The sequence below is a fragment of the Nonomuraea sp. MG754425 genome (assembly GCF_021699195.1).
GTDB lineage: Bacteria > Actinomycetota > Actinomycetes > Streptosporangiales > Streptosporangiaceae > Nonomuraea.
In genome coordinates, this window is record NZ_SSXE01000030.1 from 1 (window position 1) to 20,875 (window position 20,875).

Here is a 20,875-nt window from a genome sequence, read left to right on the forward strand (position 1 = left end):
GCGCAAGGCACAGGTGGACGCCGAGTTCGAGCAACTGTCCGAGGAGCCGACGGCCGGTGGCTTCCCTGTGCCGCCGCTCGACCTGCCGCACTACCACGGGGTGCAGCACAAGGAGATTCCCAGTGGGACTAACTGATTGGCTGAACCCCGTCAAGGGCTTCGGGGTCACCTTCCACACGATGTTCAAGAAGCCCGTCACGACGAACTACCCGGAGGAGAAGAAGCCCACGGCTCCTCGCTTCCACGGGCGTCACCAGCTCAACCGCTGGCCCGACGGGCTGGAGAAGTGCATTGGGTGCGAGCTGTGCGCCTGGGCGTGTCCGGCCGACGCGATCTACGTCGAGGGCGCGGACAACACCGAGGAGGAGCGCTTCTCGCCCGGCGAGCGGTACGGACGCACCTACCAGATCAACTATCTGCGGTGCATCCTGTGCGGCCTGTGCATCGAGGCCTGCCCGACCCGCGCGCTCACCATGACCAACGAGTACGAGCTCGCCGACACCAACCGCGAAAGCCTCATCTACACCAAGGAGATGCTGCTCGCGCCGTTGACCCAGGGCATGGAGCAGCCGCCGCACCCCATGCGGCTCGGTGAGACCGAAGAGGACTACTACCGGCTGGGACGGACCAATGGGTGAGACCATAACCTTCTGGGTGCTCGCCGTCGTGTCCGTCGGCGCCGCGCTCGGCATGGTCTTCAACCGCAAGGCCGTGTACTCCGCGCTGATGCTCGGCACCGTGATGCTCTGCCTGGCCGTCCTGTACGCCGTGCAGGAGGCGCCATTCCTGGCCGCGGTGCAGATCATCGTCTACACCGGCGCGATCATGATGCTGTTCCTGTTCGTGCTCATGCTCGTGGGCGTGGACTCCTCCGACTCCTTCGTGGAGACGCTCAAGGGGCAGCGCTTCTGGGCCTTCATCGCGGGCGCCGGCTTCCTCGCGCTGATCGTGCTGGCCATCGGCAACGTGGTCTTCGCGCCGCAGGCCGGACTGGCCCAGGCGACAGGGACGGGCGGGTACGTCCGCTCGATCGCGCTGCTGCTGTTCACCAAGTACGTGTTCGCGTTCGAGATCACCTCCGCGCTGCTGATCACGGCGGCGCTGGGCGCGATGGTGCTGGCGCACCGCGAGAAGGTCACCGAGAAGGCCACGCAGAAGGACCTGTCGCGGGCCCGCTTCCTCGGCGACCGCCCCTCGCCGCTGCCCGGCCCCGGCACGTACGCCAGGAACAACGCGATCGACATGCCGGCCCTGCTGCCGGACGGCTCCGTCGCCGAGTCCTCGGTCAACCGTTACCTCGCGCGCTACGACGTCGAGCACGACCACCTGCCCAAGGACCCGAAGCTCGCCGAGGCGCTCAAGGCCACGGCCGAGGCCGACGAGGCGCCGACCGAGGCGGAGCAGGACGCCGAGAGCAATGAGGTGACCAAGTGACGACGCACTACCTCGTACTGTCCGGCCTGCTCTTCGCCATCGGCGCCTTCGGCGTGCTGATCAGGCGCAACGCGATCGTGGTGTTCATGTGCGTGGAGCTCATGCTCAACGCCTGCAACCTCGCCTTCGTCACCTTCTCCAGGCAGGTCGGCAACCTGGAGGGCCAGATCATCGCGTTCTTCGTGATGGTGGTGGCCGCGGCCGAGGTCGTGGTCGGCCTGGCCATCATCGTGACGATCTTCCGAACCCGCAGGTCCGCGTCGGTCGACGACGCCAACCTGCTGAAGTACTAAGAGGTGACTGGTGGAATCTCAAATCGCTGAGATCGTCCAGCACACCGGTGGAGTGATCGGCAACGCCTGGCTGATGATCGCCTTCCCGCTCGTCGGGGCGTTCATCCTGCTGGTGTTCAACCGGTTCACCGACCGTTGGGGCCATCTGCTGGGCGTGGCCATGTCCCTCGCCTCGTTCGTCGTGGCGGTGCTGGCGTTCTTCGAGCTGCTCGGGTTCGGGGAGGAGGAGCGCCGCCGGGCCGTGCACCTGTACGAGTTCATCCCCGGCATGGTCGACATGGGGCTGCTCATCGACCCCCTGTCCATCTGTTTCGCGCTGCTGATCACCGGTGTGGGTTCGCTGATCCACATCTACTCGATCGGCTACATGGCTCATGACGAGCACCGCCGCAGGTTCTTCTCCTACCTGAACCTGTTCGTGGCCGCGATGCTCCTGCTGGTGCTGGCCGACAACTACGTGGGCCTGTTCATCGGCTGGGAGGGCGTCGGTCTGGCGTCGTACCTGCTGATCGGGTTCTGGCAGTTCAAGCCGTCGGCGGCGACAGCGGCGAAGAAGGCGTTCGTCGTCAACCGCGTCGGCGACTTCGGTCTGCTGGTCGGCATGTTCATCATCTGGACCACGTTCGGCACCCTGACCTTCCAGGGGCTGGGCGAGCAGATCACGCCGGGCCAGACGAACGGCACCATGCTCGCCATCGGGCTGCTGCTGCTCCTCGGGGCGTGCGGCAAGTCGGCGCAGCTCCCGTTGCAGTCCTGGCTGCTCGACGCGATGGAGGGCCCGACCCCGGTCTCGGCCCTCATCCACGCCGCGACGATGGTCACCGCCGGTGTCTACCTGGTCGTCCGCTCCGGGGCGTTCTTCTTCCCCGAGGGTTCGGGCGCGGCGCTCGCCGTCGCCATCGTCGGCGCGGCCACGCTGCTCGCCGGTGCGATCATCGGTTGCGCGAAGGACGACATCAAGAAGGGCCTGGCCGGCTCGACGATGTCGCAGATCGGCTACATGATGCTCGGCGCGGGCCTCGGCCCGGCGGGTTACGCCTTCGCGATCGGCCACCTGATCACGCACGGCTTCTTCAAGGCCGACATGTTCCTCGGCGCCGGCTCGGTCATGCACGGCATGAACGACGAGGTCGACATGCGCAAGTACGGCGGCCTGCGCAAGTACATGCCGATCACCTTCGCCACGTTCTTCATCGGCTACCTGGCGATCATCGGCTTCCCGCTGCTGTCCGGCTACTTCACCAAGGACGGCATCATCGAGACCGCAGTGCACCACCAGCCGGTCCTCGGCTGGCTGGCCGTGCTCGGCGCGGGCATCACCGGCTTCTACATGTCGCGGATGATCTTCATGACCTTCTTCGGCGAGAAGCGCTGGGCCGACGACGCCCACCCGCACGAGTCGCCGGCCGTCATGACGGTGCCGCTGATGATCCTGTCGCTCGGCTCGATCGTCCTGGGTGGTTACCTCATCCTCAGCAACCGGCTGCTCCTCTTCCTGGCCCCCGCGGTGGGCAGGCCCGAGGCGCTGCCGGAGTTCCACTTCACCAGCACGCCGGGTCTGGCGACCCTCGCGCTGGTCGCGGTGGGCGCGATCATCGCCTGGATGAAGTACGGCCGGGTCGAGGTGCCGTCGGTGCAGCCGCGCGGCTCCTTCCTCACCACGTTCGCCCGGCGCGACCTGTACGGTGACGCGCTCAACGAGTCGCTCTTCATGCGCCCCGGCCAGTGGCTGACCCGGATCGCGGTGTTCTTCGACAACCGCGGCATCGACGGTCTGGTCAACGGCCTGGCGGCGGGCATCGGCGGCAGCTCCGGGCGCCTTCGGCGACTCCAGACGGGCTTCGCCAGAACGTACGCGCTGTCCATCTTCATCGGCGCCGCCCTGCTGACCGGCGCCCTGCTCCTCGTTGGGAACATCTGATGTCACCCTGGCTTCCGATACTCATGGCGGTGCCCGTGGTGGGCGCCATCGTGGTGGCCCTGCTTCCCAAGGGCAGTGACAAGCTGGCCAAGCAGGTAGCGCTGCTGTTCTCGCTGCTGACGCTGGTCCTCACCGGAGTCGTGGCCGCCGGGTTCAAGCCGGGCGGCGAACGCTTCCAGTTCAAGGCCGAGTTCGACTGGATCCCAAGCTTCGGCGTGAAGTTCGGGGTCGGCGTGGACGGCGTGGCCCTGGTGCTCATCGCGCTGTCGGTGGTGCTGGTGCCGATCGTGGTGCTGGCCTCCTGGCACGACGCCGACGGCGTCAAGACCGCCGACGGCACGCTGATCACGCCCAAGCGGTCGGTCAAGACGTACTTCTCGCTGCTGCTCGTGCTCGAGACGATGATGATCGGCGTCTTCGCGGCGACCGACATCTTCCTGTTCTACGTCTTCTTCGAAGCCATGCTGATCCCGATGTACTTCATGATCGGGTCGTACGGCGGGGCGCAGCGCTCCTACGCGGCCGTCAAGTTCCTGCTGTACTCGCTGTTCGGCGGCCTGCTCATGCTGGTCGCGGTCATCGGCCTGTACTACGTCGCCGGCAAGCAGACCTTCATGTTCCCCGAGCTCGTCGGGGCCATCCAGGACCCGGCGATGCAGAAGTGGCTGTTCGGCGGCTTCTTCATCGCCTTCGCCATCAAGGCGCCGCTGTGGCCGGTGCACACCTGGCTGCCCGACGCGGCGGCCCAGGCTCCGGCCGGCGCCGCGGTGCTGCTCGTCGGCGTGCTGGACAAGGTCGGCACGTTCGGCATGCTGCGCTTCTGCCTGGAGCTGTTCCCCGACGCCGCCAAGGCGTTCACGATGCCGATCATCGTCCTGGCGGTCATCAGCATCGTCTACGGCGCGATCGTGGCCATCGGGCAGACCGACATGAAGCGGCTCATCGCCTACACGTCGATCTCGCACTTCGGCTTCATCGTCATGGGCGTGTTCGCCATGTCGTCCGTCGCCCAGTCCGGCGCGGCGCTCTACATGGTCAACCACGGCTTCGCCACCGGCGCGCTCTTCCTCGCGGCGGGCTTCCTCATCGCCAGACGCGGTTCGCCGTTCATCGGCGACTACGGAGGCGTGCAGAAGGTGGCGCCGCTGCTCGCGGGCTTCTTCCTGGTCGCCGGTCTGGCCGGTCTCTCGCTGCCGGGCCTGTCGTCCTTCGTCAGCGAGTTCATGGTCATGATCGGTACGTACTCCAGCCAGGCGCACGGGTCCGGCGCGCTGACGGTCGCCGCGATCGTCTCCGCGGTCGCCGTGATCCTCGCGGCCGTCTACATCCTGTGGATGGTCCAGCGCACCATGAACGGGCCGACGGCCGAGCCGGTCAAGGCGTTCAAGGACCTGAACGCCCGCGAGGTCTGGGTGCTGGCTCCGCTGGTCGCCCTGATCATCGGCTTCGGCTTCTTCCCCAAGCCGCTGCTCGATGTGATCAACCCGTCTGTGCAGCAGACGTTGACCAACGTGCAGGTGCCCACCTCCACCATCGCTGAGAAGGGGACAGGTCAGTGAACCCCGCCGTCGAAGCGCCGACGATCGAGTACGGCACGCTGGCGCCGCTGCTGATCGTCTTCGGCGCGGCCATCATCGGCGTGCTCGTCGAGGCGTTCGCGCCGCGCTATCTGCGCAAGTCGATCCACGTTCCGCTCACCCTGCTGAGCCTGGCCGGCGCGTTCGCGCTGGTGCTCGTCCAGACGGTGCGCGGCCAGGTGTCCACCGAGCCCTCCGCCATGGGGGCGCTCGCCGTTGACGGGCCCTCGCTGTTCATCTGGGGCGTCATCCTCGTCCTGTCGTTCGTCTGTGTGCTGCTGATCAACGACGAGGGGCACTTCGTGGCCTCCGCCGCGGCCGTGCCGGGCAGCGCCGACGAGGAGGAGTCCGAGCAGCACGACAGCGGCTCCGGCCACACCGAGGTCTACCCGCTGGTCCTGTTCGCGGTCGGCGGCATGCTGCTCTTCCCGGCCGCGCACGACCTGCTGATGATGTTCGTGGCCCTCGAGGTCATGTCGCTGCCGCTGTACCTGCTGTGCGGCCTGGCCCGCAGGCGTCGCCTCCTCTCGCAGGAGGCGTCGATGAAGTACTTCCTGCTGGGAGCCTTCTCCTCGGCCTTCTTCCTGTACGGCACCGCCATGGTGTACGGCTACGCCGGCACCGTCTCGCTGCCCGGCATCAACCAGGCCATGGCCGCGAGCGCCTCGCTCGACCCGCTGCTGCTGATCGGGCTGGCGATGCTCGGCGTGGGCCTGCTGTTCAAGATCGGCGCGGCTCCGTTCCAGGCCTGGAAGCCGGACGTCTACCAGGGCGCTCCGACCCCCATCACCGCTCTCATGGCCTCCGGCACGCTGGTGGCGGCCGTCGGCGCCGTGCTGCGGGTGTTCTGGGTGGGTCTGGGCAACCTCGACTGGAACTGGCGGCCGGTCATCTGGGGCGTCGCCGCGCTCACGATGATCGTCGGCTCGATCCTGGCGATCACGCAGACCGAGATCAAGCGCATGCTGGCGTACTCGTCCATCGCGCACGCCGGCTTCCTGCTGGTCGGTGTGATGGCCACGTTCGGCAGCGCCGAGCAGAACGTCGGCTCGCTCAAGGCGGTCCTGTTCTACCTGGCCGTCTACGGCATCACCACGGTCGGCGCGTTCGCCGTGCTGACGCTGGTGCGTGACCCGGGCGGCGAGGCGGGGCACCTGTCCCGCTGGGCCGGGCTGGGCAAGCGCGCGCCGGTCCTGTCCGGGGTGTTCGCCTTCTTCCTGCTGGCCTTCGCCGGTATCCCGCTGACGAGCGGCTTCTTCGGCAAGTACGCCGTCTTCGCCGCCGCGCTGGACAGCGGCACGCAGTTCGGCGACTCCATGGGCGGCTGGATGGCCGGCCTGGTCGTCGTGGGTGTGATCGCCTCCGCGATCGCCGCGTTCTTCTACGTCCGCGTGATCGTGCTGATGTTCTTCAGCGAGCCGGCGGCCGACGGCCCGGCCGTCGCGGTGCCCAGTATGGGGACCGTGGCCGTCATCGCTCTTTCGCTGCTGGTTACCGTAGGAGTGGGGCTCTACCCGGAGTCCGTGCTCGGCGTCGCCAACGACGCTGCCAGCGGCCTGTTCATCAGATAGAGACAAGGGGATCTCGTTATGTCTGCGCCTCCCGTGGTTGACCTTCCCATTGCGGACGAACGGTTGGCGCAGGACGTGGCCACCGGGCTGGCCGCGGTCGAGAAGCTGCTGCGCTCGTCGGTGGAGAGCGAGGACGCCTTCGTCACGGAGGCGTCCAAGCACCTCATCGAGGCCGGTGGCAAACGGTTCCGTACCTTGATGGTGTTGCTCGCCGCCCAGTTCGGCGACCCGTCGGCGCCGGGTGTCGTGCCCGGCGCCGTGGTCATCGAGCTGACCCACCTCGGCTCGCTCTACCACGACGACGTCATGGACGAGGCCTCGGTGCGCCGGGGCTCCGCGTCGGCCAACGCGCGGTGGGACAACACCGTGGCGATCCTCACCGGCGACTATCTGTTCGCCCAGGCGTCGGACATCCTGGCCGACCTCGGTCCCGAGCTGATCCGCATCCAGGCCCAGACGTTCTCGCGTCTCGTGCAGGGGCAGATCCGCGAGACCATCGGCCCGCGCGCCGGCGAGGACCCGATCGGCCACTACCTCAGCGTGCTGTCGGACAAGACGGGCTCCCTCATCGCCGCCTCCGGCCGGTTCGGCGCGCTGCTGTCCGGCTCTCCCTCGGACGTGGTGGAGCGTCTCAGCAGGGCGTGCGAGGCGATCGGGGTGGCCTGGCAGCTCGGGGACGACCTGCTCGATGTGGCCTCGACCGGCGCCCAGTCGGGCAAGACGCCCGGCACCGACCTGCGGGAGGGCGTCAAGACCCTGCCCGTCCTGTACGCGCTGGCCGCCGGCGACTCCCCGCGCCTGACGGCCCTGCTGTCGGGCCCCGTGGCCGAGCAGGACGTCGAGGAGACGCTCACGCTGCTGCGCGCCCACACCGGGATGGCGCGGGCGCGGGCGGAGCTGGACGCCTGGGTGGACCGCGCCCGGGCCGACATCTCGGGCCTGCCCGACATCCCGGCCAAGGACGCGTTCCTGGCGCTGTGCGACTACGTGGTGGAGCGCTCCGGCTGAGCCGCCGGGGCGACGGCCGCCGCTTCGGCGGCTCTGCGGGCGGTACGGGTCTTCCGTGCCGCCCGCAGGCTGTCGTACGTGAACAGGGCCAGGGCCAGCCAGACGATCGAGAAGCCGATCCACCGGCTGGACGGCATGACCTCCTTGGCGACCAGCACCCCGCACGCGAACTGCAGGATCGGCGCGATGTACTGCAGCAGCCCCATCGTGCTCAGCGGGATCCTGATGGCCGCGGCCCCGAAGCAGAGCAGCGGCAGGGCGGTGATCACCCCGGCTCCCACCAGCAGCAGCGCGTGGCCCGCGCCCTGCTGGGCGAACGTTCCCGCGCCCGTCACCTGGAGGAATCCCAGGTAGCCGAGGGCCGGGAGCAGCAGCACCAGGGTCTCGACCGCCAGGCTCTCGGTGGCCGGCACGTTGGCCCGCTTCTTGATCAGCCCGTACAGGCCGAAGCTGAAGGCCAGGACGAGCGCGATCCAGGGCAGACGTCCGTAGTCGAAGGCCAGCACCAGCACCGCCACCGTGCCGAAGCCGACGGCCGCCCACTGGAGCGGACGCAGCCGCTCACGGAGCAGCGCGACCCCGAACAGCACGTTGACCAGCGGGTTGATGAAGTAGCCGAGCGCGCTCTCCACGATGTGGCCGGCGTTGACGGCGTAGATGTAGGTGCCCCAGTTGACGGTCACGACGAGGGCGGCGACGGTCAGCAGGGCGAGCTTGGCGGGCTGCCGGGCCAGTTCCCTGACCCAGGACCAGTGCCGCCGGACGATCAGCACCGCGGCGACGACGAGCAGGGACCACGCCATCCGATGGGCGAGGATCTCAACGGCTCCGGAGGGTTGTAGCAGCGGCCAGTAGAGGGGGAACAGCCCCCACATGGTGTAGGCGGCGATCCCGAAGAACACGCCACGCCGGAGGTCAGGCATGTATCAGATTGTCGGGCCTTACCACCTTTAAACACAAATCTTGGGTACTAAGCGGAAATGTGTAGACATCCTTAAGTGTTGGTGCGTGTGTAGGCTTGAACCGACCTATGGAGGTAGGGCTATGGGCTGGCTGTTCGGCGGTAACAAGACATCGATGGTCCGACCCGAGGACGCGCTCCCGGGCCGCCCCGACCCCATCCCCGTCCCGGCCAGGCACGCCGTCCTCGACGCGCCGCTGGCCCCGCCGTACCCGGAGGGCCTGGAGATCGCCGACTTCGGCCTCGGCTGCTTCTGGGGCGCCGAGCGTACGTTCTGGCAGACGCCAGGGGTGGTCACGACCGCGGTCGGGTACCAGGGCGGCTACACCGCCAACCCGACGTACGAGGAGGTCTGCACCGGCCTCACCGGCCACACGGAGGCCGTCCGGGTCGTCTTCGACCCCGCCCAGGTGTCGTACGAGGACCTCCTGAAGATCTTCTGGGAGGCTCACGACCCGACGCAGGGCATGCGCCAGGGCAACGACGTCGGCACCCAGTACCGCTCGGCCATCTACTACCACTCGCCGGAGCAGCAGCAGGCGGCCGAGGCGTCACGGGAGTCGTACCAGCGGGTGCTGAAGGCGGCCGGCTACGGGGACATCTCCACGGAGATCGCCCCCGCGGGGCCGTTCTACAACGCCGAGGACTATCACCAGCAGTATCTTTTTAAAGTTCCCAACGGATACTGCGGCATCGGCGGAACGGGCGTGGCCTGTCCGGTAGGCCTGACGTCCGGCGAGGCGTGAGCCGAACGCGGGCCCACGGCATCGCACTTCTGTGCAGATAGATATACAGTTCATATATGACTGTTCTGCACGACGCTACTGAGCTGAGCGTCACAGAGGCGGCCCAGCGAGGGGTTGCCCGCCTAGTGGCTGATGCGGAGCAGGGGACCGATCTGGTGGTCACCCGTCGGCGTCAGCCAGTGGCGGCCGTGGTGAGCATCCGCCGGCTCAATGAGCTGGAGGAGGCGGCGGCTGATCTGCGTGATCTGGCGCTGGTGCTCGCCCGGTCGGTTACGGACACGGGGGAGCGGGTCTCACTCGATGAGGTGCTTGCCGCTTTCGGGCATACTCGCGAGTCGCTGTCCGCCATCCCGGACGATGAGTGAATCGTGTCCGACGTCGCCTTCACGGCGCCGGCAGTCGACGACCTTCGGCGGATCGGCCCAGACGCGGTACCCAAGGTGCTCAAGAAGATCCTTCTCCTGCTGGACAACCCTGAAGCTGGTTATCCGCTTGGCGGGGAACTGACCGGTTTCCGGAAGCTGGTGGTCGGTCGCAACACCTGGCGTGTCGTCTACCGCATCACCGAGGACAAGTCGGTGGAGATCTGCGAGGTGTGGGCTGTCGGTGAACGTGCCGACGCCGAAGTGTACGAGGAGGCGACGGCGAGGGTCCGGGAGGCGGGTGCAGGCCGTCCCGAGATCATCCAGCTCGGCCAGGTGATCGAACGCCTCGGCGCGCTGGCCGATCACATTCGGGTGGAGAAAGCATCTCCCAGGGAACCCGTCCCAGATTGGCTCGCAGACCGATTGATCTACACGGTCGGGATGGCGCGTGAGGATGTTGCCGCTCTTGACCTTGAAGAGGCGGTCGACACGTGGGCTGAGTACCGGTCCAAGCCTCATTAGGTCGCGCACCTATCGCCTGAAGCAGAGCGCTACCACCAGCAATGCCTCTACAAGTGCCCAACGGGTACTGCGGAATCGGCGGAACAGGCGTCGCCTGCCCGGTCGGGCTGACGTCCGGTGAGGCGTGATCGGCCCGGTCTGATCCACGCTGGGTGGATCAAGGAAGCAAACGTGAGGGTCTTCTGCGAGATCCTCACGTGGCTCGTCGAGTCCGAGTTCGATGACCTCGACTGGCAAGCGGTCGAGACCGGGTTGACCGGTACCGACGATGAACGGGAGAACGGCAGGCACAGCTATCCGCTCGTCGGTGAGACGGGGCGGCTTGACCTGGAGCTGGCGCAGGCCGTGGGCGGCACGGTGATCTCGGTCGAGGTGTACGGCGTGGTGGACGAGGTGCTTCGGGGACAGGTAGAGCTGGCCTGTGATGTGGCCGCTGCCTACGGCATGAGCCGTTCATGAGCGCATGCTGATACACGGAGCCGATCCGGCGACAATCTTCGGTACAGGGTCAAGGCGTCGGCGCTGCGCACTGCCGCGCGGGCGGCAAAGCGGCCGCCCTTCCCGCCGGGCATGCGACCTGGGGGCCGGTCCCGGACGGCGCGGGACTTGATAGGCCCGCTGAGCCTCCGCAATGGTTTGCCCGACGGGTCGACGGCAGACGGGATGATCAGGCGGGCAGGGTGCGCGCGTCGCGCGGGAAGCTCCAGGCCACGGGCTGATCGCCGTGCAATTAGACAGGGCGACGAGGGGTCAGCCACGGTCACTCACAACTGGACTTCCACCCAGCTCAGAGCCCTCACGTGCGGTGATCCGTGCAGTTCCCAAGCTGACAGCGGCTACTCGGTAGCCTGGCCCCGTGACGACCAGCGGAAGGATGATCGGGGTCTTAGCCATCTGCGGCGGACTCCTGCTACCGGTTGCCAGTTGCATGGCGACCGCGGGGACCTATCTGCCCTACCAGGACCCGACGCCGGAACTGCTGAAGGAGCAAGCCGAGGCCATCGCCCGTGCGGACTTGCTGAACCTCCGTGCAATGACGGCCGGCGCCCTGCTGGCTCTGACGGGTCTCGCTCTTCTTGCCTACGGGGCAGTACGGCGACGGCGGGGTTCAACGACGAACAACACAGAGCGATCATGACTGACTCGGCCTCGCGGGATATGCGCGGGACGAAGGAAGGGTCTTCGTCTTCACCGTTTCTTGGTCTGCCTCTACAGCGGGTGAGCCTTTTCAGGATCTGTCGATGGTGTTCGATCCTGGAAAGTGGTCGCGATGACGAGCGCCGCTGCAACCAGTAAGTGCCATCGGATCATCATGGCCGCGTCCGTGAGGTAATTGCTGCCCACGACGATGAGAATCGCTGCGAATCCCTCGAAGGTGGCGAAGACGAAGAGCGCACCGATCCCCAGCGCGACCAGGCGCCGGGTCCGGCCCGCCATGACGCCGCCGGCCGCCGCAGCCAAGGCGATGAGCACGATCAGCACGCCGTCCACGTCAGCCTTGCAGGACCACGCCCCCGGCTGGTTCCACAACAGCTCCGCAGGCGGTGTGTAAGCGAACCAGCCGAAGGAGGTGGACTCACCGCTCGGGAGAGAGAGCCGGCCGACCGTCCACGCAGCCGCCACGATGGCCCCCGCCCAGAACACGGCTCCCTTCCGCGCCGGAGGCAGGGGCGAACGAGCCGCCAGGAGCAGCGCGGCGATAGCCACGGCGTAACAGAGGATCGACGGCCAGGGCCCGTCAACGGGAAGGGACTGGTCGGTGAGGGAGTGGGTCCTGGGCGGGAGGAAGATCGCGAACACTCGGAACGCGAGGACGGCGCAGATCGCCGCGACCCCGAAGGGCGTGGTCCGTGGCGAGGCGCGCAGCAGGAGACCGGCCAGGATCACCGGCAGCAGGAGTTCGGCCCACGAGAGCAGTTGCCACCATGGACTTGTCGTCATGAGGAAGGGAACGACGGAGTCGGTTCCCCGGCAGATCCCGACGTTCAGCTCTGCCGCGCTGATCCTGGAGGTCTTCAGGATGACCGGCCCGGAGGCGGCCAGGACCGCCCCAGCGCGGAGTGCACCTGCGAGGAGGTGCATCTCTGCATGAGGTGTCTGCGCCACGACGGCCCCTCCGTTCTCCCGCTTGCCGGTAGATCGACTCGGGCGACAGTAGCGGACGAAGGTCATGATCCCGCAAGCGCGATGACAGCAGCCCTGACAGCAACGTCCCCGCACACGGGCTCACTTCGACGACCGTCCACCACCCTCTGACCACGGCATCCGGCATCCGATCAGGGTGATTGGTGCGCCTGAAGAGCGGAAGCTCGGGTTGCCGCAACGTATCCGCAGCCGGACATGGAGATCCTCGCTCCTGGTCAGCTTGCTATCGAGTTATCTGCTACCGATGCCCGTGACTTCTGGTGCCTGATCTCGGCCTGTAGATGCCCGGCCAACTCCTCCAAGGTCTCTCCGCAACGCACGTTGGAGAGGCCGCTGTTCTTGGGCACGAAGGTGACTCGTATGGCGACCCAGCCGCCGGACATGTCGGTGATCTGCCAGCCGGGGAATCTGCTGAGCACTTGCTGCACGGTCAGGGGCACGGCTGTGCTCCGGCGATCAGTGACGAGAGCGGATGCGACATGCGCAGTTGCGTGTAGCGGAGGGCGACTCGGTGGGCGGCGCGGGCCGGTTGGGTGAAGGGGTGCCCTGCTCGGGTTCAAGGACGGCGGCCAGTTGTTGTGCGGCGGCCAAGGGGGGCGGCAGTTCGTTCATGTACTGAGCGTTGCCGTCACGAAACCGCAGGTGAACGGCCTAGTGCTGCTGGTGGTACGCCTATTCCCGTCACGAATATCGGTACGGCCGAGGGCGGCGGCTTAACCTAGCGTTGTGAGCCAGATACCGCCGCAGTTCTGGTCCGGGCCAGTCGTGGCCGCCGCTCTGGCCCAGTGAGATCTACCAACCATTCTCGAAGAGGTGCGGCGAGTGCGCGGTTGGACGCAGGGCCAGCTCGCTGAGGCGGTTGGCTACTCCCAGAGCTGGGTGTCCAAGGTGTTGCGTGGCCGTCAGCCGCTCACCGCGGACCAGGTTCGGGAGATATCCATCCAGATCGGGGTGCCGCTTCACTTGCTCCGATTCGGAGTCCGAGGGGATGACGATCCGACGAAGCGCAGAGATTTCGGCAAGGCGCTGGCGTTGACTGCGCTGGCGGGCGTGGCCCTGCCCAAGCGTCCGGATGTGGACGAGACGACGGCCGCCACGCTGAGCAGTATCACCGGCGCCCAGCGTCGGTTGGAGGCTGTCACGCCTGCGCGTGAACTCGCTCGGCCGGCCGTGGCGCAGGTCGATCTCGCGAGCCGGGTTCTCGGCCGTGCGTCGCGATCTGCGCATGCTGACGAGATCCGGGCCGGTCTGAGTGAGGCGGTAGGCTTCGCGGCCTGGGTGCATGCCGACATGCAGGACACCGGTTCGGCGCGCTTCTACTACCGACGCGCCGTCGACTGCGCTCGACAGGCCAACCATGCGCTGCTGGCGGCGTACATGATCGGCAGTCTGGCCGCGTTCGAGATCGACGCCGATGATCCGCTGATCGGCCTGAATCTGCTGGCGAGGGCGCGGCGGGAGATCGGTGAACGGCCACCGGCCATCGCCCGCGCGTGGCTGTCGAGTCTCGAAGCGCTCGGCCATGCGAGCGCGCGAGACGAGGCGGCAGCGCTTCAGGCGTTGAGCGCGGCCGAGGCTGCGGTCCGGGCTGGTGAGCGGGCCGCCGCACCGCCCTGGCCGTGGGTGTTCCCGTTCGATCACGCCAAGCTGGCGGGCTATCGCGCCCTGGTGATGGTACGGCTCAAGCGGCCGGCCGAAGCCGTTGCCGCCTTCAACGAGTCGCTTTCGTCGGCCCAGCCTGGTGCGAAGCAGCGGGGTGTGCTCATGACGGAGGTGGCGACGGCTGAGACCATGTCGGGGCGATACGACGAGGCGCTGTATCTGGCGTCCAACGCGCTCACTGTGGAGACGACGTATGGCTCTGAGCGTGTCCTGCACCGGGTCAAGAACTTCCGCCGATCGTATGCCGGGCTGGTGTCCAGCACTCTGCGCTTGTTCGACGAGCGTCTTCACGCCACTCTTCTTCTAGGGGGATCATGGTTCGCATCGCTGTGTCCGGCCATCGCGGCTTGCCGGAGGAGACCGCCGTACTGATCGACGGGGCGGTACGTAAGGCGCTCGCGGAGTACCGCCCCGGCGTGACCGGGTTGTCCTGCCTGGCGGACGGGGCTGATCAAATCTTCGCTCGCGCGGTACTCGACCTCGGTGGAATGCTGGAGGCTGTGGTCCCGGCCACGGAGTACCGGGACGGGCTGCCGGGTGAGTGCCGTGCTGCATACGACGAGTTGCTGGGCCGGGCGGTCCGGACTCACAGGCTGGACTTTGTGGAGTCCACCTCGGAATCGCACATGACGGCCAGTGCGCGGATGCTGGACGACGCCGAGGTGTTGTTCGCCGTCTGGGACGGGCAGCCTGCCCGAGGCTATGGCGGCACTGCTGACGTGGTGGCCGAGGCGCGGCGGCGGGAGATGCCCGTCCGGGTGATCTGGCCCGATGGAGCCCGGCGAGATTAGGAGCCTCTAGACGCTAAGTGCCTGGTCAGGCGGCTAATGGGGCTCTAGGTGTGTGTCTGGTCTCACTTGATGCTTGACGCTTTGGCATCGGATGATGCTTGACACTGCCGCGCGGGCGGCAGAGCGGCCGCCCTTCCCGCCGGGCATGCGGCCTGGGGCCCGTCCCGGCGGGAGCGGCCAAGCCGGCCGCGGTCGGGTGTACATGCTGGGAGCGCCCTACTTCAGCCCGGCCTCATGATCGCCAAAGCCGGGCTGATCTTCGTATCCGGCTGGGGGCGATCGACGGTCCAGGGCTTTCGTTCCTCAGCCTCGGCTCAACGGGCTACCGGTGCAGTTCGGTGAGGTCATCCCAATGCAGCATCCAGCGTCGTATGGCCTTAGGGAGATCACAGGGCTCTCCATCAAGGCTGACGAAGGCAAGGCGACCGTTCCGCATGACGGCGATGACCACGCCGGTGTGGCCAATGACCGATGGCCCGAGCGCCCGTGTCGTCATCGGGCTGTGTTCCATACTGGCGATCAGAACGCGACTCCCTTTCTGACGCCACGTGTCGCGTGCCCTCATGCCCTCTTCGGACCTTGAGTGAAGGTGTACGCGGCCTCCGCCTCGTGCATGAGCTCCCGCAATGTCGCGATGTCGCCGGCGTTCAGGACGAGCGGGCACGGAGAGGGCCACGCGGCAATGGCATAGAACTGCCGGGTGTACGGCCCGTAGAACACGACCCACCGGGATTCTGAGCGGTCCAGCTCCCATGCGGCGCGTCGCTGACCAGGGTCCCAGATTCCGAAGCTTGCTTGTGATCGTGGATCGTTTCGATTCGCTCCGCCGATCGACGCCGTACGCCGTCTCACACGTCCTCCAAGGTCGCAGCCTCGATGTTCGCGAGGCGAAGACCAGTAGGTCTCGCATCACTGCGACCGTAGGAACGGCGAAGGGGGCCAGTGTGCACGTCTGGTGCGCACGAGCCCTCTTGACAGGCTGGCGCCTATATGCCCATGCGGCCTGCCAGCAAGCGCAATGACTCGGGAGGCTTGCGGTAGCTGCGTTGGAGTTGGCGCACGGTCTCTCTGGCGGAGGGATGGAACCGTGCCATCTGCGGCGCGATGTGTTCCGTGTGCAGGATGCGCTTGAGGGACTTCTCGTGATCATTACCCCAGAGATGGACACGGGACATGTCGAGGTCGTGGTGCGCCCGCCGCTCACCGCCGACACCCCGTCCCCCTAGGTTGAGTTCACGATCCAGCTTGATCGCCTCGTCGGCATCGCCCAGTTCGACGGCCACCGCGCAACCGTGGATGGCAGCGTTCTGAGGGTTCATCTGAAGTCCGTAGGGGTCGCGGCGGTCGCGTGGGCTGATCCGCGCCGCAGCGTCCGTAGCCGTGCCATGGTGCTCCCACGCGTCCGCAGCCTTGGCGGCTCGTGCGGCGGTGATGGCGGCACTGAGGTGAAGGGAGCCGAAGACCTCCGTCGAGACGGGATTGTCCTGGTCAACCTTGCTCGCTGTCTGCTTGATCATCTTGAGCGCGACGTCCCAGGCGCCTAGCGTCATGAGCAGCCTTGCCCTTCCGAGTGAGACGAGGCAGGGCAGGTGCTCGTCCTCGGCGTGCTGGGCGGAGACCGAAGTCCGTTCGACGATGACCTGAGCAAGGTCGTTGTAACCCAGTCGTCGGGCCAGCGACCCGGCCAGGGCTTGGGCGCGGTTGAGCAACCGCCAGGCGCGGGCGGCGTCCGACTCCATGACGTGGACGGTCAGCTCTTCCAGGACGGCGGGCAGACGCGCTCCGAGACGAACATGTGAAGCGGCCTTCTGGAGCTTGCGCAGTTCGGTAATCTCCGTGCGCAACTCGTCCAGCGTCCGGGGGCGCGCTTCGAGTTCGGGGGCGATATCCACATATGCCAGAGCCATCCGAATCGCCGGAATGGTCGCATGTACGGCATCGCTGTTCTTGTCGGTACCTCGGTACGGCTGTCCGTTGATCTCCGCCGGGTCAACGGCGCACGCTCTCGCCACGGCGGCGACCAGAGACGGAGTGGCGGGCTTCGCGCCCGACTCGACCTTGGAGAGGAGGCTGCGTGACACATTCACCCGCAGGGCCAGGCCCTCTTGCGTGAACCCTCGGAGATTGCGTGCTTTCGCTATTCGATAGCCTGTGTGCTCGCTGTTCGGGGTGGCCGCTGGTTCGGGATTCCAGTCCAAATCGGCCATATCATCAGCCCCTTTTCTGTTGCGCGACTTCTTCACCATAAACCGTTTACCCAGCTCAAAGAGGTTGCTTACGGAGAACGGTCGTATTGGCCCGTGGTCAGAAGTGGAGCGCTTCGCGCGAGCGGCTTTCTCCATTGATCTGTTGGCGGCGGAAGGCTCGCTGCTGGGAGAGCCTTACACGCCACAGCTTGGTGGCAAGCTGCGGGCGTTGTCTCGTTGCAAGGACGAGGCGCGCTCGGTGGAGGAGGAGTGGGGATGACCGAGCGGACCGATTGGGCTGGTCTCCGTGACCGACGGCTGTCCGAGCCCGGGGCGGCCAGGGCATACGATGCGGCTCGTCTCGGCCGGGGCTCAGGTGCGCTCCAGTGCCTGCACGAGGTCGGCAGCCAGCAGAGACGTCGCCAGAGCAACCGTCTCGGGCTCGCCGATTCCCTCTTCCGCGCGTCCGGCCATCGTTGAGCCGAGCGCGTCCGGCCCTGGCGCGAACAGGGTCGCCAGATGTTCGACCGCCTGCTCGGTGACGTCACGGCTGATCGAGTCACGCGCCAGGAGCCTGAAGGCGGTGGCCAGTTCGGCGGTGTCGGCGTCGATGAGGATGCGGTACATGTCGTGTGCGTCCTTGTCGTTCAGCCGGTGGGGCACCGAGACCCGTTCGGCGATCTTGTGGAGCTTGGCCACCAGTAAGGCTGCGGGCCCGGCGACTCTGACTCGATAAACGCGGGCATCGGCCGGGTCGAGGGCGGCCACGTCCATGATCGTGTTGTCGATGACGGCGGCTTCGAGACCTCGAGCGCGCCGGGTGGCGTGGCGATCGTGCGGTGGGATGCGGGCGCCCCGCGTACCTGCTCCGGCGAGTGCCTCGGGCACCATCAGATCGACGGGAATGCCCGCGAGGTTCAGCCACGCTCCGGGTTGTCCGCCGACGGGATCGCGGTAGAACCCCGCGCGGCCCATGGACTGCTCCAGAAGCGGATCATCCTCCAGGACCCTCGGGTCGAGCGCGAGATCGCTGTCCTTCGTCGTCTCGGCGAGTGCGACCGGACTTCCCGCAGTACGCAGGTAGACGGCCTGGGCTCCGATCACGATCACGGCGTCGCGATGGGCGTCCAACGCGGCCAGCGCATCGAGCAGCGCGGACCGAGATCGGACGAGGATGTCGCTACTGCTCGCGCCAGGAGGATTCATGTCGCGTCATCCATCCAATGAGTTCTTCGGCTTCGGAGGGGCTGCGTCCAGGGCCTGTCATCAGATCGACGGCGACCTGGGGTGGTGCCGCGATCGTGAGGCCGGAAGCGTCGGTGCTGGTACGGATGAAGACGACGTCGCTCTCCGGCTCGGCCAACATCACATTCGCTCCGGCGTCAGCGGGGCGAAGATCCCAGAGCCGGGCGGTGTGCTCGGCGTCCGTCGTGTAGATCATGGCGGAGCGGGCCGGGGCATAGGGGGCCCAGTTGGCTGCGGCCAGAGTCCCGGTCACGGCGTACCGGGTGGGATGGTCAGCCGCCCGACGCATCAGGTTGGGCAGCCCTCGCGGTGCTATCCACCTGGTGACCCGACTGTTTCGGACGAACCCGTAGTCCTCGCTCCAACGCCGCAGCAGCGCGACCCAGTCGGGAACGACGACCGCGCCCGAACCGGTCCGTGTCGCCAGGTTCTCGCTCTCGAGGAACTCGATCACCCGGTAGGTCGACCCGGTGGACACGTCAGCGACGTCGATCAGCTCACGGATCGCCCATGATCTTTCGTGGTCCAGCAGCGCACGCACGACCTTCGCCGCGGGAGTGCCCTTCAACGTTCCGCGCGGTCTTCCTGGACCGCGCCACGGATCATGGTCGGCCCCTCGATCCGCGACGTACAGGCCGGGCCGAGAGACGTTCAGGGTGATGTTTCCCGTCGCGTCGATGTAGGACAGGCCGGCCTCCGAGAGCCGCTTACGCACGGGCGGCGACAGGTATCGGGAGGCGACCACCCCATGGCTGCCCGGATGCTCGTCCGCCGCGGCGGTCAACTGCTGGAGCAGCGTTGCGGTGTCACGTCTCTCCACCGCGCGCTTGGCTGCCACGACCAGCACGACCGAGGTTCCGTCCGGTGCCGTCACCTTCCAGAGGGCGTCGGCGGGTCCGTGGCTCAGCGGTTGGACGCCCCACCCGGCCGGCAGCCGGTCGGCCAGCACAGCCATTCCGGCCCGCAGAATTTCAACCTCGTCCTGAGGCTGCGGCCTCGCCTCCATCGGTGCTCTCCAGTCCCTTGGTGTTCGGGAAATATCCTAACTCCGTTGGATGCGGAAAGCATGGATTACCCGAACGCCAGCCGTGAGCGGTTGCCGGCATGGCCGAGCTGCGGCCTGAAGCGAAGCGCTATAACCGGCAACGCCTGTATAAATCGCCTAATGGGATTGCAAGATCGGCGCTGAGCTCGGACGGTACTGGCGGCCTCTCGCGGAGGGGCGCGAGACCGGATGGTGGTGGACTCGGAGACCGAACGACCTGCCCTCGGGCTGGTGGCCGGTGGGCCGGGCTACCGGTGCAGGTCGCTGAGGTCTGTCCCAACGCGGCATCCAGCGTCGTATCCCGTGCGCACAGTGCTCCCCATCGAGCCTGACGAAGGCGGGACCGGGGTGGCCTGCTGCGTTCGTCCGGTGTCCGGCGGGGCGTAGACCTGCCGGGTTCTGGCTCTCGGCCTGGCCGTAAGCCGCTGGCGATTTTGCCTGCGTCTATTTCGTCTGTTGCCGATACTGCGAAGAGGAGGTGGCTCATGACTGACGTGCAGGCCAAGCGAGTTCAGCCGGGAAGCATCGATGCCGAGGTAGCCGGTCGCGCGGTAGGCCGGATCAAGGATTACCTCATGCGGTCTCCCGAGCAGCCGACCGTACATGTCGTTGGTGAGCACGGGGACGAGGACCCCCTGATCCTGCCTCGTGAAGCCGTGACTCTGCTTGCCTTCATCCTTGCCCAAGCGGCCGAAGGGCGCGGAGTCACGGTGACTCCGTCGCATGCTGAGCTGACGACACAGCAAGCGGCGGACATGCTGAACGTCTCGCGCCCGTATGTGATCAAACTTCTGGAGACGGGAGAGATTCCCTTCCGGTTGATCGGCAAGCACCGCCCAATCAAGTGCGAGGATCTCCAGGAATACAAGCGTCGTGATGACGCCGAACGCCGGACCGCGGCCGACGAACTCGCTGCGCTGGGGCAAGAGCTGGGCATCTGAGCCATGACATTCTTGGGCCTTCCTCGGTCGCTTGACGTGGAGGATGACGTTCTCGGCGGCTCGTGGGCGGGGACTGGGGAACGCGTGTTACAGCAGGCGGTGGATCGCGTCGAGAGTTGTCTCCGGGGTGGTGTTGAAGCAGAGGCGGATGCCTGGTGACGTCGTGATGAGCAGGTTGACGAGGCGTTCGAACAGGAGTGTGTGTTCGGGGGCCATGCGGACGCCTGCCCCGATCATGGCCACGCCGAAGGGCCCGTCGGTGAGGTGGTCGCGGACGGTCTGTTCGGCGGTGTCCGGGTCGGCGGGGACGAGGCAGGCCGTCGTGTCGAGGCCGGCCGCGCGCAGGGCCGCCTCTCCCTGTTCGATCCTGGCCGTGAGGGTGGCCTCGTCGAGGCCGGGGTGATCGGTGTAGTCGATCGCGCTCGGGTGCAGCCCGATCGTGAGGATCTTGGTCATCTCGTC

23 protein-coding genes and 1 pseudogene are annotated in these 20,875 nt (G+C 67.0%); 17 read left to right on the forward strand and 7 right to left on the reverse strand.

The features are described from left to right. The first annotated feature begins 122 nt into the window (after positions 1–122). From nuoI to FAF44_RS13245, 7 genes are all read left to right on the forward strand, one after another. Entirely contained in the window at positions 123–638 is a 516-nt protein-coding gene (gene nuoI / locus FAF44_RS13215) for an NADH-quinone oxidoreductase subunit NuoI (protein WP_308193318.1), read from the forward strand. Then, on the forward strand, positions 631–1,434 hold the full coding sequence (locus FAF44_RS13220; protein ID WP_237103406.1) for an NADH-quinone oxidoreductase subunit J: 804 nt from the start codon (positions 631–633) through the stop codon (positions 1,432–1,434). The genes nuoI and FAF44_RS13220 overlap by 8 nt, the downstream gene beginning before the upstream one ends. Then, the gene (nuoK, locus tag FAF44_RS13225; protein ID WP_237103407.1) at positions 1,431–1,727 is read left to right on the forward strand and encodes an NADH-quinone oxidoreductase subunit NuoK; all 297 of its coding nucleotides are present in this window, start codon (positions 1,431–1,433) and stop codon (positions 1,725–1,727) included. Before FAF44_RS13220 ends, nuoK begins: the two co-directional genes overlap by 4 nt. A gap of 73 nt (positions 1,728–1,800) precedes the next feature. Beyond that, positions 1,801–3,648, forward strand: coding sequence for an NADH-quinone oxidoreductase subunit L (gene nuoL, locus FAF44_RS13230; protein WP_237103468.1), 1,848 nt, complete (start codon positions 1,801–1,803; stop codon positions 3,646–3,648). Then, positions 3,648–5,207 (forward strand): NADH-quinone oxidoreductase subunit M, encoded by a 1,560-nt coding sequence (locus FAF44_RS13235; protein ID WP_237103408.1) that lies wholly within the window; start codon positions 3,648–3,650, stop codon positions 5,205–5,207. Before nuoL ends, FAF44_RS13235 begins: the two co-directional genes overlap by 1 nt. Continuing rightward, the gene (gene nuoN / locus FAF44_RS13240) at positions 5,204–6,796 is read left to right on the forward strand and encodes an NADH-quinone oxidoreductase subunit NuoN (RefSeq protein WP_237103409.1); all 1,593 of its coding nucleotides are present in this window, start codon (positions 5,204–5,206) and stop codon (positions 6,794–6,796) included. Before FAF44_RS13235 ends, nuoN begins: the two co-directional genes overlap by 4 nt. 18 nt (positions 6,797–6,814) lie before the next feature. Beyond that, positions 6,815–7,804 (forward strand): polyprenyl synthetase family protein, encoded by a 990-nt coding sequence (locus FAF44_RS13245; RefSeq protein ID WP_237103410.1) that lies wholly within the window; start codon positions 6,815–6,817, stop codon positions 7,802–7,804. Here the strand turns inward: FAF44_RS13245 and rarD are convergent. Further along, positions 7,780–8,727 (reverse strand): EamA family transporter RarD, encoded by a 948-nt coding sequence (gene rarD, locus FAF44_RS13250; RefSeq protein WP_237103411.1) that lies wholly within the window; start codon positions 8,725–8,727, stop codon positions 7,780–7,782. The two genes, FAF44_RS13245 and rarD, sit on opposite strands and share 25 nt — an antisense overlap. Positions 8,728–8,848: 121 nt before the next feature. Here rarD and msrA point away from each other — a divergent pair, with 121 nt between their 5' ends. The 6 genes and pseudogenes from msrA to FAF44_RS13280 all read left to right on the forward strand — a co-directional run bounded on the left by msrA (position 8,849) and on the right by FAF44_RS13280 (position 11,536). After that, positions 8,849–9,511 carry a peptide-methionine (S)-S-oxide reductase MsrA gene (gene msrA / locus FAF44_RS13255; RefSeq protein ID WP_237103412.1) on the forward strand — a complete coding sequence of 221 codons (663 nt, stop codon included), beginning with the start codon at positions 8,849–8,851 and terminating at the stop codon, positions 9,509–9,511. A gap of 56 nt (positions 9,512–9,567) precedes the next feature. Next, the gene (locus tag FAF44_RS13260) at positions 9,568–9,876 is read left to right on the forward strand and encodes a type II toxin-antitoxin system prevent-host-death family antitoxin (RefSeq protein ID WP_237103413.1); all 309 of its coding nucleotides are present in this window, start codon (positions 9,568–9,570) and stop codon (positions 9,874–9,876) included. A 3-nt stretch (positions 9,877–9,879) separates the two neighbouring features. Then, positions 9,880–10,398 carry a type II toxin-antitoxin system RelE/ParE family toxin gene (locus FAF44_RS13265; RefSeq protein ID WP_237103414.1) on the forward strand — a complete coding sequence of 173 codons (519 nt, stop codon included), beginning with the start codon at positions 9,880–9,882 and terminating at the stop codon, positions 10,396–10,398. A gap of 21 nt (positions 10,399–10,419) precedes the next feature. Beyond that, positions 10,420–10,526 (forward strand): annotated as a pseudogene (locus FAF44_RS13270) (peptide-methionine (S)-S-oxide reductase); the annotation flags it as partial. Between the two features lie 43 nt (positions 10,527–10,569). Continuing rightward, the gene (locus FAF44_RS13275; RefSeq protein WP_237103415.1) at positions 10,570–10,857 is read left to right on the forward strand and encodes a hypothetical protein; all 288 of its coding nucleotides are present in this window, start codon (positions 10,570–10,572) and stop codon (positions 10,855–10,857) included. Between the two features lie 397 nt (positions 10,858–11,254). Continuing rightward, positions 11,255–11,536 carry a hypothetical protein gene (locus FAF44_RS13280; RefSeq protein ID WP_237103416.1) on the forward strand — a complete coding sequence of 94 codons (282 nt, stop codon included), beginning with the start codon at positions 11,255–11,257 and terminating at the stop codon, positions 11,534–11,536. 71 nt (positions 11,537–11,607) lie between these two features. On the opposite strand, the gene FAF44_RS13285 is transcribed toward FAF44_RS13280, so the two are convergent. Then, on the reverse strand, positions 11,608–12,504 hold the full coding sequence (locus FAF44_RS13285) for a hypothetical protein (RefSeq protein WP_237103417.1): 897 nt from the start codon (positions 12,502–12,504) through the stop codon (positions 11,608–11,610). Between the two features lie 254 nt (positions 12,505–12,758). After that, complete coding sequence (locus FAF44_RS13290) at positions 12,759–12,983, reverse strand: hypothetical protein (RefSeq protein WP_237103418.1); 225 nt, start codon at positions 12,981–12,983, stop codon at positions 12,759–12,761. A gap of 373 nt (positions 12,984–13,356) precedes the next feature. Between FAF44_RS13290 and FAF44_RS13295 the strand changes: the two genes are divergently transcribed. Together FAF44_RS13295 and FAF44_RS13300 are read left to right on the forward strand one after the other, a co-directional pair. Further along, positions 13,357–14,577, forward strand: a complete 1,221-nt coding sequence (locus tag FAF44_RS13295) for a helix-turn-helix transcriptional regulator (RefSeq protein ID WP_308193319.1) — start codon at positions 13,357–13,359, stop codon at positions 14,575–14,577. Continuing rightward, positions 14,553–14,996 (forward strand): hypothetical protein, encoded by a 444-nt coding sequence (locus FAF44_RS13300; protein ID WP_308193320.1) that lies wholly within the window; start codon positions 14,553–14,555, stop codon positions 14,994–14,996. Before FAF44_RS13295 ends, FAF44_RS13300 begins: the two co-directional genes overlap by 25 nt. 986 nt (positions 14,997–15,982) lie before the next feature. Here the strand turns inward: FAF44_RS13300 and FAF44_RS13305 are convergent. Next, entirely contained in the window at positions 15,983–17,203 is a 1,221-nt protein-coding gene (locus tag FAF44_RS13305) for a helix-turn-helix domain-containing protein (RefSeq protein ID WP_237103421.1), read from the reverse strand. 19 nt (positions 17,204–17,222) lie between these two features. Between FAF44_RS13305 and FAF44_RS13310 the strand changes: the two genes are divergently transcribed. Beyond that, positions 17,223–17,462: a hypothetical protein gene (locus FAF44_RS13310; RefSeq protein WP_237103422.1), complete on the forward strand. Its 240-nt coding sequence runs from the start codon at positions 17,223–17,225 to the stop codon at positions 17,460–17,462. Positions 17,463–17,554: 92 nt separating this feature from the next. Here the strand turns inward: FAF44_RS13310 and FAF44_RS13315 are convergent, their stop codons facing one another. Together FAF44_RS13315 and FAF44_RS13320 are read right to left on the reverse strand one after the other, a co-directional pair. Next, entirely contained in the window at positions 17,555–18,388 is an 834-nt protein-coding gene (locus FAF44_RS13315) for a hypothetical protein (protein WP_237103423.1), read from the reverse strand. Next, on the reverse strand, positions 18,363–19,433 hold the full coding sequence (locus FAF44_RS13320) for a hypothetical protein (protein ID WP_237103424.1): 1,071 nt from the start codon (positions 19,431–19,433) through the stop codon (positions 18,363–18,365). The genes FAF44_RS13315 and FAF44_RS13320 overlap by 26 nt, the downstream gene beginning before the upstream one ends. Positions 19,434–19,957: 524 nt before the next feature. Between FAF44_RS13320 and FAF44_RS13325 the strand changes: the two genes are divergently transcribed. After that, positions 19,958–20,413 carry an excisionase family DNA-binding protein gene (locus FAF44_RS13325; protein ID WP_237103425.1) on the forward strand — a complete coding sequence of 152 codons (456 nt, stop codon included), beginning with the start codon at positions 19,958–19,960 and terminating at the stop codon, positions 20,411–20,413. An 87-nt stretch (positions 20,414–20,500) separates the two neighbouring features. Here the strand turns inward: FAF44_RS13325 and FAF44_RS13330 are convergent, their stop codons facing one another. After that, on the reverse strand, positions 20,501–20,869 hold the full coding sequence (locus FAF44_RS13330; RefSeq protein WP_237103426.1) for a hypothetical protein: 369 nt from the start codon (positions 20,867–20,869) through the stop codon (positions 20,501–20,503). Between the last annotated feature and the right edge of the window lie 6 nt (positions 20,870–20,875).